Genomic DNA, 13725 nt, shown 5'->3' on the forward strand with positions numbered 1-13725 from the left:
CGAGACGCTGCGCGATGGGGTCTCCCCAAGTGGAGCGACTGGCGTGGGCTAGGGGGGATCTAGATACAAGCGTAGACTTTTCAAACATCCTCTAACGTATGTTGCATCCTTCAGCCTGATATCTTATTGGTAATTTTCACACTTTCACAAAAAATTCTATGCCGCTAATTAAAAAAAAATTTGCAATCCCACGAATTATTTATTTCTTTATCCCGATTATAATTATCATTTTTTTATTCACTTTTTTATCTACAAATGCTGTTGAAATCAGTAGCATAGAATTTATCGGTGAAGCGACTTTACCGAAAGGTTTAATCTTTCAGAAAACTGAAGTTGGAGGTTTATCTGGAATTAGTTATGATCTAAAAAATAACCTTTATTATGCTATTTCCGATGACCGGGGACAAAAAGCTAATGCCCGTTTCTACACTCTGAAAATCGACTTGAGCAAAGGTTACCTCCAAAAAAATGGAATTATTCCGGTCAGTGTTACTACATTATTAAATCAAAATGGTCAAACATTTCGCCCTGGTGAAAGTGATACAGAAGGTATTGCCTTAACTAATAAAGCAACTGTGTTTATTTCTTCTGAAGGCGACACTGGAAAATTAATTAATCCTTTTATTAAAGAATTCTCACTATCTTCTGGCAGAGAAATTGTCACACTTCCCATCCCAAACAAATTTTTGCCAGATAAAACTAGTCAACAAGGTATCCGCAACAATTTGGCTTTTGAAAGCCTCACCATCACACCCGATAAAAAGCATCTATTCACAGCCACCGAAAATGCTCTAATTCAAGATGGTGTCGCAGCTAAACCTAACATCGGTAGTCCTTGCCGCATTTTGCAATACAACTTGCTCAACAACCAGCCCGAAAAGGAATTTCTTTACCAAACTGAATCAGTTACACCATTTTTGAATCTGATTGGCAAATTTGCTAGTGGATTACCCGATTTACTTGCTCTCGATAATCAAGGACACTTCTTAAGTTTAGAACGGTCTTTTACTGGTTTAGGATTTGCTATTTCCCTGTTTCAGGTTTCTTTAGAAGGAGCCGATGATATTCATCAGATAGATAGCCTTTTAGCAGTTGACTCCAAAAATATTAAACCAGTTCAGAAAAAACTGCTATTAGATTTGAGAAACATAGATGTACTTCTAGACAACATCGAAGGTTTAACTCTTGGGCCGAAACTACCGGATGGTCAGCAATCATTAATTCTCATCAGTGATAACAATTTTAACTCCCTACAACGCACCCAGGTACTAGCCTTTAAAATTAAAATTGAAAATCCGCTAATTAGATTATTACGCCGTTTGCTCCCAAATCTTAATCGTTAACTGTACAGAGGTAAAAGTGCGATTGCGCCTTTACTTGTTTGAAACTTATTCCTGTGTATTCACGGAATCTAACAAACAACTTTATCTAGCTTATTTGTACTTTACGTGTAATTTCTCAACCGTAATCCTTAATAAATATGTTACACAATGTTTAGGATATTTTGCAGAGAGATTAAGTATCATTAAAGCACAGAATTATTTTTTTTTCAAATTCTAATATTTTTCAGATTTAAATTTAATAATTAGCTAGACTTATTAAGGTATTTTGCCAACAATATTTTTCATAAATGATTTTTATGCTAGAAAATAAAATTGAGAGTATGGTAGGGCAAAAAGCAGAATTAGATGATTACATTGGACAATTTTTAAACAATCGATATTTAATCAGAGATTTGATTGGTAAAGGGGGGATGGGTAGAGTTTATTTAGCAGAAGATACTGCTAAAGGTGGTATACCGATCGCAATCAAAATCTTATCACTTAGTTTGGCAAACCAACAAATGTCCCAACGTTTTGCCAGAGAGATTTTTATTGGCGCTCAATTGGGTCGTAAAAGTAAACATATTGTTCGTATTTTAAGTTATGGCGTTACTGAAGATAAAACTCCATTTTATGTAATGGAATACCTCCAAGGAAAAAATCTCAAACAAATTCTCAAAATTCAGCCCTTAACAATATCAAAGTTTTTGCATATTTGTAATCAAATTTGTTTAGGCTTACAATGTGCCCATCAAGGCATCAGCCTCAAAGGAGAGATTTATCCGATTGTTCATAGAGATATTAAACCAGAAAATATATTCATTACTGAAGATAGTAAACAAGGAGAAATTGTTAAAATACTAGATTTTGGTATTGCCAAGTTTTTAACAGAACGAAGTGGGATGACTCTGACAGATTCTTTTATTGGCAGTTTACCTTACTGTTCTCCAGAACACATGGAAGGGCGCAAATTGCTAGATGTCCGTTCTGACATTTATAGTTTGGGAGTACTAATGTTTGAGATGCTGACAGGAAAGCATCCATTTCAGACAAAAAGTAACTCCTTTGGTACTTGGTATCAAGCGCATCGCTTTCAAATGCCACCGACAGTTGAAGAAATAAATCCGCAAGTCAAAATACCGCCGATTTTAGAAAAAATATTGATGAGTTGTTTAGCTAAAGAAGTAAGCGATCGCCCTCAAAACATCAGCCAAATATTAGAAGATTTAGAAAAAGTTAATGCTCAACTTCATGATGTTATTCCTAGCAATAGCACTGACATTATTAAACTCTCACTTCCGGTTCAATTAGTACCCGCAACTTTATTATCAGAAAAAGAGTGTTTGCAGAAAAATTGGCCTAAAAATAAACCAATTGCGCCAATTGGGTTTCCCCATTTACTACAGACTCCTCAAAGACCTATACCAACTTTTTGGGCAATGTTGCCTAAACAAGAGATTTCAAAATTTTTGGATAAAATACATGGTACTGAATTTATTAGTAAAATGAATGTATACCCGATGCTCCTGTGGGTAACAATACTATACGATGCCCAACCTTCTACGACTAAGTGGCTACCTTATTTTCTGGATCTGAAAGATCAGAAAGGGCAAAATTTAGCACGTAGTTTAGCGGAAGTAGGCTACTATCATCTACTATTTTTTGCCTTAGAAGATCCAACTCATTGCTCTCATGTCACGACTTTAAACCTCACGGCTAACCAGCGCCAACAACTTGTAGATTGGTTAGATATGAGTCAACAGTCAAATGAATTAATTTCGCCTAATCAAGCCAAAAATATTCTCAAAACAGAGTACGAAAAGCTAAAGTTAGAGATATTACGAAACTTAGCTACACATCAAAAAACTGAGAAAGAAGCTTTAAAAAATTGGATGGCTAAATTCTTCGAGATATTTTTTAAAATTCTATTACATCGTTGAGATTCTGTTATCAAACTCAAAATGCTTGCTACCATTAATAATATTTTTATGTGTGTATTGCTAACTTTAAATGGACTCAGCACCAGAGGTAAACAAAGTGAATCAAAGCCCATTGACATCTCCAAGTAGTACGGGCTTGCTTGCCAATCGTTATCAACTCAAGCAATTAATTGGCAGCGGTGGTATGGGTGAAGTTTTTTTAGCAAATGATGTTTTGTTAGGAGGTATACCAGTTGCGATCAAGTTTTTGACTCAAACTGTTGTTAATACCAAGATGCAACAAGACTTTGCTCGTGAAGCTTTAATGAGTGCAGCCTTGAGTCAAAAGAGCGTACACATAGTGCGGGCGTATGATTATGGTGTGAATGAGAAAGGAAAACCATACTACGTCATGGAATATCTATGTGGCAAGAGTTTAAAGGATTTAATTCCGCTACCTCTGCCGATGTTTTTGACTCTCTCTCGCCAAATTTGTTTGGGTTTACAGTGTGCCCATCAAGGTATTAACATTGATGGCAAAATTTGTCCGTTGGTGCATCGAGATATCAAGCCTGCCAATATATTAGTTATTCCCGATCCGATATTGGGTCAGTTAGTTAAAATTCTCGACTTTGGTATTGCTAGATTTTTGAATTATACATCAACAGCTAGTACAAGTAGAGGATTTAATGGCACTTTACCCTACTGTTCTCCAGAACAGCTAGATGGGGAAAAATTAGATAGTCGCTCTGATATTTATAGCCTGGGTGTGATGATGTTTGAGATGCTCACAGGCAAAAAACCCTGGGAACCAGAAACTGATTATTTTGGCGCTTGGTATAAAGCACATCACTTTGAAGAACCAAAAACGATCGCAGATGTTAAACCCACTCTTAAAATACCTCAAAAGCTAAATAATTTAATTATGGCTTGTCTGGCTAAAAAAGCAAGCGGTCGCCCCCAAAATATCGCCCAAATTTTACAAGTATTAAACAGTTTAGAAAAGTCTAATTCTCCCAGATTACCTCCAAATTTTGCTTCTAACTCCATTCTTAGCCGTCCCTTAAATTCTGCATTACCAATCACAGTAGAACAAAGCTATCGACAACTTTTGTGGCCTGAAAATAAACCAATTCAAGAAATTGTTTTTCCCCAGCTTCTAGACACCCCACAAGGATCTATAACAGCGATATGGTTGATGTTATCTAAACAAGAAATCAAAAACTATGCGGTTTCTATTCGTTACAACCAGTTTATCTTTGTGACATCCCCTCATCCAATGCTTTTGTGGGTAACTGTACTCTACAATCGGCAATTAGCTCCTAAGTGGCTACCGTGCTACTTAGATATGCAAAATCCTCAAAATATTAGGATGGTAAGTTTCTTGGCTGAAAATGAACAATATCCTTTGATTTTCTTTACTCTGGAAGCACCACATTCCTGTATCAAGGTTCTCAGCAGTCGCATTGAGCCAACTCAGCAGAAAATGTTAAAAACCTGGGTGCAACAGAGTCATAGTCTACCACCCGCTTCTCAACCCCAATTGAGCAAACAGCTATTGAAGCAGCAGTATAAACAAATGCAATCCCGAATATTGCAGCATCTGGAATCAGAGCCACAGGTTGTATTATCACGGTCTCTTTAACGAAAAATTCCCACATTCGAGAGACGGGTCAAAAAGAATTTCTAATTTCCAACTCCAAAACGCTTGACAAGCATAAAAAAAATAGTGATAATAGCAAAGTTGACAAACAAGGGACTGTAGTTCAATTGGTTAGAGCACCGCCCTGTCACGGCGGAAGTTGCGGGTTCGAGCCCCGTCAGTCCCGTTCTAAATCTATGAGTAGTGAATCCTAATTTCTGAGTAATATAGGAATTGGGCATTTGTTATTAGGTAAGCTGCTCAGTCTGCATTTTATAGACCGAAATATAAAAGGATACAGAGCAACTCAATCTATTTTATGTGAATTGTAATTTTGAATTCCCCAAAGAGGTTGACTCAGGATTCAGGGTTTAAATATAAGCTACATTTATCATGCTTTGCGAAAGAGAGAATTAACTGTGACTGTTAGAGTCCGTATTGCGCCCAGTCCAACCGGAAATTTACATATTGGTACAGCTAGAACGGCTGTATTTAACTGGTTATTTGCCCGTCACCACGGCGGAAAATTTATACTGCGAATAGAAGACACAGATTTAGAGCGATCGCGTCCCGAATACACCGACAATATTCTTGAAGGACTGCGCTGGCTAGGACTTAACTGGGATGAAGGGCCATTTTTTCAATCCCAACGCCTGGATCTTTATAAAGAAGCAGTACAAAAACTGCTAGATCAAGGATTAGCCTATCGCTGTTACACCACTTCCGAAGAACTTGAGGCGCTCCGAGAAGCCCAAAAAGCTAGAGGCGAAGCTCCTCGTTATGACAACCGTCACCGTCACCTCACCCCAGAACAACGCGCCGCTTATGAAGCCGAAGGTCGCTCCTCTGTGATTCGCTTCCAAATCGAAGATGGGCGGGAAATTGTCTGGAATGACCTAGTAAGGGGAAAGATGTCTTGGCGAGGTAGCGATTTAGGTGGTGATATGGTCATCGCCCGCGCCTCAGAAGAAGGTAGCGGTCAACCTTTATACAACTTTGTAGTTGTAGTGGATGACATTGATATGCAAATCACCCATGTCATCCGGGGAGAAGACCACATCGCCAACACAGCCAAGCAAATTCTGCTGTATGAAGCAATGGGTGCAAAAATCCCAGAGTTTTCCCACACGCCGCTGATTTTGAACACGGAAGGGCGCAAGCTTTCTAAGCGAGATGGCGTTACTTCCATTTCTGACTTTCAGCAAATGGGCTTTACTGCTGAAGGCTTGGTGAATTACATGACATTGCTGGGTTGGTCGCCACCAGACTCGACGCAAGAAATATTTACCTTAGAAATAGCAGCTAAAGAATTTGGCTTTGAGCGTGTAAATAAAGCAGGTGCAAAGTTTGATTGGGACAAGCTGGATTGGTTGAACAGTCAGTATATCCACAAGACGCCAGTAGATAAACTCACAGATTTACTCATACCCTATTGGCAAGCGGCGGGATATAAATTTGATGCTGGAAGAGATCGCCCCTGGTTAGAACAGCTAGTAACTTTAATTAGCCAGAGTTTGACTCGCCTGGTAGATGCAGTAGCTCAAAGTCAACTGTTTTTTAGCGACACAGTTGAATTTAGCGACGAAGGTAGTACACAACTGAAGCAAGAAGGTTCGACTGCTGTCCTTGAGGGGATTGTCACAGCTTTGGAAAATCAGCCGCAACTGTCGGAAGCCGCCGCCCAGGAGATTATTAAACAAGTGGTGAAAGAGCAAAAAGTCAAAAAAGGCTTGGTAATGCGATCGCTCAGAGCCGCCTTAACTGGAGATGTTCATGGCCCCGACCTGATTCAATCTTGGTTACTCCTAAATCAGATTGGTTTAGATAAGCCGCGCTTGAGTCGGGCGATAAGGGAAGCTAATTAACGATTACTTCCAGATTTTAGAAATATTTTAGATTTTAGGGGCACACAAACGTGTGCCCCTATCCATAAGGTAGAGCAACTATAAGAACAAGAAATCATTGACTAATTACTAATGAATTATCCTCAATTTCAAATCTAAAATAGGTAGTCAATTCTCCTCATGTTGGGAACTTGGTGTGTAAAATTCATGTCTTCAAAAACACTTAGAAGCGAACGTAATTACAATGCCGACAAAAGCGCTCAATAGAGGGATGAGATTATCGTTCATGATAGTTACGCTCTTCATCATATCAACAGTTAATGCTGTAACTGATGCTCAGGAAGCACCAACGATATTTGGAGATGTCACCATTGGCCCTCAGTTTTCCCCAGACCCCTTGACAGTTCGCGGAATGAGTGGAGGTTCAATATCTGGGAGTCAAGTAGGTGGGAGAAGCGAAACAGCCACTGGCCCTTGTACCGGATTTGTTGATGAAACACCAGACCACACATTCGCACTCACAAGTAAATTTGACTACCTAAAGCTGCAAGTGCAAAGTCCTGAAGATACCACCATGATTATCAAGGGGCCCGGTGGTACTTGGTGTAATGACGATTTTGATGGCAAAAATACTGGCATTGTTGGTGAATGGCTGGCTGGAAGTTACCAAATTTGGATTGGTTCCTACGAAAAAGGCAAGTATCTCCCTTACACTCTACAAATTACAGAAGTGAAGTAGGGCATGGGGCAATTCAATTTTGGATTTTGGATTTTAGATTTTAGATTGAAATTTAATCCAAAATCTAAAATTCTCACTCCCCCTCATCCCCCCACTCCCAATACGGTTCGGATAAGACTCGATCCCCCCAACCCCCCTTAAAAAAGGGGGGCTAAGAACGGCTCTATTTCCCCCTTTTTAAGGGGGACTAAGGGGGATCTTTAAGGGCTATGCACCTTAACCGAACCGTATTGCCCCCACTCCCCCAGAATGATGATTGAAAGGGGCTTGAACGACACTAGGAGCATTCTGGAGAAATCCTCAGTGTCGTTGCATCCCGTTGCGCTCCCTTTTATCGTGCGATTTTGTATTAAAATTAAGTTAACTTTGATTAAGATTCTTGTTGGCATCGCCATAATGCCCTAACTGCCTTATGACAGTGCATATAAGAGATCAAATTAAACAAAATGGAGTTATAAACATCCGTTTAACAGCCCAAAGTGACAGAGTAATAGAATATTCGGTTGCTAAGGCTGATGAGTTGTATAGGCATCTAGAGGCAAATTAAGATGAAATTCTCTTGGAAAGTACTAGGACTCTGGACATTGCCGGCTTTGGTAATTGGCTTTTTCTTCTGGCAAGGTGCCTTTGCAGGCGCTCCTGCTGACATGAGTAAGAATGCAGCCAATACCCGCATGACTTATGGTCGCTTTCTAGAATACTTGAACGGCGATCGCGTCACCAGCGTGGATCTGTACGAAGGCGGTAGGACTGCAATTATAGAAGCCCGCGATCCAGACATCGAAAATCGTGTCCAAAGGTGGCGTGTGGATTTGCCTGTTAACGCTCCTGAGTTAATTAGCAAGCTCAAAGAAAAAGCCATTAGTTTTGATGCTCACCCCATGCGGAATGATGGCGCAATTTGGGGATTGTTGGGCAATCTCGTGTTTCCAGTTTTATTGATTACTGGATTGTTCTTTTTGTTCCGGCGTTCTAGCAACCTCCCAGGCGGGCCAGGTCAAGCGATGAACTTTGGCAAATCCAAAGCGCGTTTCCAAATGGAGGCAAAAACTGGGGTCAAATTTGATGACGTAGCCGGAATCGAAGAAGCTAAGGAAGAATTGCAAGAAGTTGTCACCTTCCTCAAGCAGCCAGAAAGATTTACTGCTGTAGGCGCACGGATTCCCAAGGGAGTGCTGTTAGTTGGGCCTCCTGGAACTGGTAAAACTCTCCTAGCAAAAGCGATCGCTGGGGAAGCAGGCGTACCTTTCTTTAGTATCTCTGGTTCAGAATTCGTGGAAATGTTCGTTGGTGTGGGTGCATCCCGCGTCCGCGACTTGTTCAAGAAAGCCAAAGACAACGCCCCCTGTATCATCTTCATCGATGAAATCGACGCCGTTGGACGCCAACGGGGTGCTGGTATTGGTGGTGGTAACGACGAGAGAGAGCAAACTCTCAACCAATTGCTCACCGAAATGGACGGATTTGAAGGCAACACAGGCATCATTATTATTGCTGCCACCAACCGTCCCGACGTACTAGACTCAGCCTTGTTGCGTCCCGGTCGCTTTGACCGCCAAGTAACAGTCGATGCACCCGATATCAAAGGGCGTTTGGAAATCTTGCAAGTCCACGCACGTAACAAGAAACTAGACCCTAGCGTATCCTTAGAAGCGATCGCTCGCCGCACTCCTGGATTCACTGGTGCTGATTTAGCCAACTTACTCAACGAAGGGGCAATTCTCACCGCCAGAAGACGCAAAGAAGCTATCACCCTCCGCGAAATAGATGATGCAGTGGATCGGGTAGTCGCTGGGATGGAAGGTACTCCTTTGGTAGACAGCAAGAGCAAGCGCTTAATTGCTTACCATGAAATTGGCCACGCCTTAGTTGGGACTTTGTTAAAAGACCATGACCCGGTGCAGAAAGTAACCTTGATTCCACGGGGACAAGCACAGGGTTTAACTTGGTTTACGCCCAACGAAGAACAGGGATTAATTTCTCGTTCCCAGTTGAAAGCCAGAATTACTGGTGCTTTGGGTGGTCGCGCCGCCGAAGAGGTGATTTTTGGGGCTGCGGAAGTTACAACTGGTGCTGGTGGAGACTTGCAGCAGTTATCGGGAATGGCACGGCAGATGGTGACGCGGTTCGGAATGTCAAACTTAGGCCCACTTTCCTTAGAAAGCCAACAGGGAGAAGTATTTTTGGGACGTGACTGGACAACCCGATCTGAGTATTCCGAATCCATCGCTTCCCGCATTGATGCTCAAGTCAGGGAAATTGTTGAGCAGTGCTACGACAATGCTAAGAAGATCATCCGTGACCATCGCACTGTCACCGATCGCTTAGTCGATTTGCTCATCGAAAAGGAAACCATTGACGGCGAAGAATTCCGCCAGATTGTGGCTGAGTACGCTGAAGTACCTGATAAGCAGCAGTACGCACCGCAACTGTAATATTTGACTCTTTTCTGGCTACTATCTGGGAATGAGTAAAGTAACAAAAAATAAAATGGGGATGGCGTATACCATCCCCATTTTTTTGCGCTTTTTCAGTGTTAGGAAGCTTTTAATTTTAAAATTATCAAAATTTATGAATCCATAAACTATAACAAACCTTGTTTTTTCAACTTAGCTAGCGCATCTTCAGCAGCAGCTTTTTCTGCATCTTTTTTATTGCGTCCCTTACCTTCTCCGTAAATCTTTTCATCTACCAATACTTTGGCTATGAATTCTGGCGCATGAGAAGGGCCTCCTATTTGGTCTGTGAAATATTTGGGGGGATTTGGGGTAACGTTGCGTTGCACCCATTCTTGAAAGCGGTTTTTTGAGTCTACATTAGAACGAGGCACAATTATATGCTTAGGATCAACAGAATCAAATAGTGGTTCTATAATTGCGCGAACTGTTTCAATATTAGAATCATTATCCAAATAGTAAGCACTAAGAACTGCCTCAAAGGTACTACTGAGCAAATTAGGATTTTGGTAGCCTCCATCTCGAATTGCGCCTTTTCCTAACCGCATCCTAAAGTCTAAACCTACCTCTTCAGCGAACTTTGCCAATTGCTTTTCATCTACCAGCGCCGAACGCCGTCGGGTTAATTCATCTTCTCCCATTTCTGGGTGACAACTATATAAATACTCGCCACTTAAGAAATTCAGCAAAGCATCACCGAGGAATTCTAGGCGTTCATTATGTTCACCTTCTCCGGGGTTTTCATGGACATAAGAACGGTGGGTAAGCGCACGGCGTAGGAGCTTTTCATTATGGAATATTAGAATTTTGTGCATTTTTAATCTTGTATCTTGTTGCGAAAATTGACTGTTGGGAAACTTTACGAGTGCTATATCTTCAGGCATGAAAAAACCGCAGATAGCGGTATTGGTAAAACCCAGTTGAGTAAAAGCTGGGTTTTTAAAAGCTATTTTAAGCAGCCAGTTTGTCTAACTCAACTAAAAACAATTCCTGACCTTGTTTTTGGACTTTACCATCCCTGACAGCAGCATCAACAAACTTACCAAAACTTTTAAACTTCTTGCCATCAGGTGTATGTATTGAGGAAAACCCTTGATAACTAACACAATGCTGACGCATCAATTTGTCAATGTAGCCAAATTCTGTATGTTTGCCTTGACTTAAAGTAGTTGTGATAGCTTTAGTAAAGCATTCTATAGCCTCATTGTAATTAATCTTAAACTCAATGGAAGTGGTTTGAGATTTAGTTTTTTTATCAACTAACTCAGGTAACTTGTCTATAAAGTAAAATTCATCAGCAAGTTCTTTAAGCTTCTGTTTTACATTACCCGCTTGAGCAAAGATGATGACTTTTTTACCCAATTTTTGCAAATTACGAACCAAATTCACAAAGTCTCCATCTCCTGATATAAGGATTACTATATCTGGAGAAAGATTACTGTGAATATCTTTTAGACAGTCAGCTATCAATTGATTGTCTGCACTATCCTTGAGAGGACAGGGAACATCAAAACAGGTATAACTAATACTGGCTAGATTATTCTTTGCGGCAGCTTGATCTTCGCACTGCGAATTATAGTAGATGTTTTTGCCAATTAAACGTCCTATGGATTTGGCAAAAACCAGTAATAGTTTGGCTAATTCCAGGCTTAACTTAGCGTTCTGAAAATCCCAATAGATCAAAACCTTGAGTTGCTTATGACTGGTTCTGTTTGAAGCTATGTGAGTGTCTATCATTAGTAGGTGTCCAGAGTTTATTTTTGCGAATGACTGGACAGCTTTAACAAATTACACATCTAAACAGTAGCAGAACTTTAGACTAAGAATTTGTACTTAAAAAGTACTTCTCTGCCATAAGATTCTCTTACCGTAGCGTTTTTTGGTTCAAGTCTCAGCCGTAGAAATCCCAGTTACCTAACAAGTTTTGTTACCCTTTGCCCTGAATATTCATCCAAATATCTTGTCTTCCCATTGAAAACCTAATCAATGAATTGACCTGACATTGGGCTGAAGATTCAGCCAAAGGGATGAAACAAAGCTCGGCAGGAAACTAGGAATTTTGCTGCTGAGACAACACCAAAAACCTGCGCTTTAGAGTGCGGTTGTTTGTTCTGTCTTAAATACACATTGTCACATCTGATGCTGGATGTCAATATAGTTACTTATGAAGATTTTGTAAAAGCGTAGACGCGTAGTCGCTTGTCGTAAGACATCGGCTATTATCCATCAACTTTAAGAATCATCTATGTCATCTATTTTTTTAGTTAATAAATAAATTACGGTTTACTTTGCGCGATCGCACTATACAAAATACCTAAAGTTTTCTTAATATACTTAATATAATATTCACTCAAATCAATCGAAACTATATTACTTTCAAGCTTAAGAAATTGCCAGATCGTACCGATAGTAACAGCACCATATATAGCTTGTATTTGATTTCCACCTCTCTCATTAAATAACTGAGCAGCTACCATTTCAGCAATACATTGCGCTAAACCAGACCTCAAATTCTCATTTGTACTTTCTACTAAGACAACTACCGGACTACGTACAAGCAACTGCTCTGAAGAAAGACTCAAAATAAAATCACAAAAGCCATTTCATCCTCGTTGGCTATCAACAGTAAAATCAACTCCCGAAAACAAACTTATTTCATAATTAAATTTGCGTCTAATTTCTAATAAAATTGGACTGATTATCATTTCAGTCCGAGCTTTTACCGAACTTATCGCTACCGCTAAATCAACATTTTCCTTAAGAATAGTAGATAATAAATCACTACATTCTTGCTCCTGTATATTTGCAAATAGTCCCGATGAATCATGGATAACTAACCCAAAGGAATCAATAACTTCAAGAAGTTTGAAATCACTATAAGCTATAAAACCCACTCCTTAGGCTTAGAGGATGTTTTAAAAGTTTTTTTGTATACATCTAACCCTTGGAGATCCCCCTAAATCCCCCTTAAAAAGGGGGACTTTAATTCCGGTTCCCCCCTTTTTTAAGGGGGGTTAGAGGGGATCAAGAAATATTTGATACTTCTCAGACATCCTCTTAGAGGTTGTTTTAAAAATATTGGGCGAATAATAAATTAAATTTTACAAAAATCGTTTTATGCCATAGCAAAGTTTAAAAATTCTGCTTGGGCGGAAACACCTTAATTAAATCAAGAGATGAATCAGTGAAGCAAGGAAAAAATATTACCTGATTTGACAAGAAAAGTCGCTTATTTAAATAACCATATTTACCTTGATTATCCTGATATGGCTCACTATAAAATTCCAAATAGTTATCGAATAAATTGAATATCCAATAATCAGTAATACCTGATTTAGCATAGAGAGGAATTTTCACATCTTGGTCATAACCCAAAGAAGAATCTGAAACCTCGATCACCAATAACACATCAGCCGGTTTAGGATGAGCCGACAGATAATCATCAGCACGGTTTTGAACGATCGCAAAATCCGGTTTAGGTTCGCTGTTAGGTGGCAAAGCAATCGGGGCTTGAGATTGTAAAGTAGCCCTGTCTCCCAGGATTTTGGGGAGTTCTTTCCACAGTTTTCGCAAACAAGTTTCATGGGCTGTACTTTTGGATGCCATTTCAATAATTTCCCCGTTGATTAATTCAATGTGGTCATCTTCATGGAAAAAGCCCAATTCAGTAAGCCTGTGGTATTCATCCAGAGTGAAGCGTTTAGCTTGAGCAATACTCATAAATCTTCCTCCCAAGGGAAATGCGTAGACGCGTAGCCGCTTGTCGTTAGACATCGCACTTATATTCTAAATGTGTCAGAAAT

The 13725-nt window shown here is 40.0% G+C and carries 11 protein-coding genes and 1 tRNA gene; 7 read left to right on the forward strand and 5 right to left on the reverse strand.

The window, feature by feature from the left end; genetic code table 11:
- Positions 1-158: 158 nt before the first annotated feature.
- The 7 genes from V7K62_RS06165 to ftsH2 all read left to right on the forward strand — a co-directional run bounded on the left by V7K62_RS06165 (position 159) and on the right by ftsH2 (position 9901).
- Positions 159-1343 carry an esterase-like activity of phytase family protein gene (locus tag V7K62_RS06165; protein ID WP_334862727.1) on the forward strand — a complete coding sequence of 395 codons (1185 nt, stop codon included), beginning with the start codon at positions 159-161 and terminating at the stop codon, positions 1341-1343.
- Positions 1344-1639: 296 nt separating this feature from the next.
- Positions 1640-3262, forward strand: a complete 1623-nt coding sequence (locus V7K62_RS06170) for a serine/threonine protein kinase (protein ID WP_334862729.1) — start codon at positions 1640-1642, stop codon at positions 3260-3262.
- A 97-nt stretch (positions 3263-3359) separates the two neighbouring features.
- The gene (locus V7K62_RS06175; RefSeq protein WP_334862730.1) at positions 3360-4886 is read left to right on the forward strand and encodes a serine/threonine protein kinase; all 1527 of its coding nucleotides are present in this window, start codon (positions 3360-3362) and stop codon (positions 4884-4886) included.
- A gap of 110 nt (positions 4887-4996) precedes the next feature.
- Positions 4997-5070: transfer RNA gene (locus V7K62_RS06180), tRNA-Asp, on the forward strand.
- A 232-nt stretch (positions 5071-5302) separates the two neighbouring features.
- The gene (gltX, locus tag V7K62_RS06185; protein ID WP_334862732.1) at positions 5303-6748 is read left to right on the forward strand and encodes a glutamate--tRNA ligase; all 1446 of its coding nucleotides are present in this window, start codon (positions 5303-5305) and stop codon (positions 6746-6748) included.
- A gap of 223 nt (positions 6749-6971) precedes the next feature.
- Positions 6972-7466 (forward strand): hypothetical protein, encoded by a 495-nt coding sequence (locus tag V7K62_RS06190; RefSeq protein WP_334862734.1) that lies wholly within the window; start codon positions 6972-6974, stop codon positions 7464-7466.
- A 548-nt stretch (positions 7467-8014) separates the two neighbouring features.
- On the forward strand, positions 8015-9901 hold the full coding sequence (ftsH2, locus tag V7K62_RS06195; RefSeq protein ID WP_334862736.1) for an ATP-dependent zinc metalloprotease FtsH2: 1887 nt from the start codon (positions 8015-8017) through the stop codon (positions 9899-9901).
- 149 nt (positions 9902-10050) lie between these two features.
- On the opposite strand, the gene rnc is transcribed toward ftsH2, so the two are convergent.
- From rnc to V7K62_RS06220, 5 genes are all read right to left on the reverse strand, one after another.
- On the reverse strand, positions 10051-10737 hold the full coding sequence (gene rnc, locus V7K62_RS06200; protein ID WP_334862738.1) for a ribonuclease III: 687 nt from the start codon (positions 10735-10737) through the stop codon (positions 10051-10053).
- 136 nt (positions 10738-10873) lie between these two features.
- Entirely contained in the window at positions 10874-11659 is a 786-nt protein-coding gene (locus tag V7K62_RS06205) for an NYN domain-containing protein (RefSeq protein ID WP_334862741.1), read from the reverse strand.
- Positions 11660-12198: 539 nt separating this feature from the next.
- Entirely contained in the window at positions 12199-12504 is a 306-nt protein-coding gene (locus V7K62_RS06210; RefSeq protein ID WP_334862743.1) for a hypothetical protein, read from the reverse strand.
- 21 nt (positions 12505-12525) lie between these two features.
- On the reverse strand, positions 12526-12816 hold the full coding sequence (locus V7K62_RS06215; RefSeq protein ID WP_334862745.1) for a hypothetical protein: 291 nt from the start codon (positions 12814-12816) through the stop codon (positions 12526-12528).
- A 238-nt stretch (positions 12817-13054) separates the two neighbouring features.
- Positions 13055-13642, reverse strand: a complete 588-nt coding sequence (locus V7K62_RS06220) for a Uma2 family endonuclease (protein WP_334862932.1) — start codon at positions 13640-13642, stop codon at positions 13055-13057.
- Positions 13643-13725 lie beyond the last annotated feature (83 nt).

Source organism: Nostoc sp., from assembly GCF_036917935.1.
In the GTDB taxonomy this organism is placed as follows: domain Bacteria; phylum Cyanobacteriota; class Cyanobacteriia; order Cyanobacteriales; family Nostocaceae; genus Nostoc.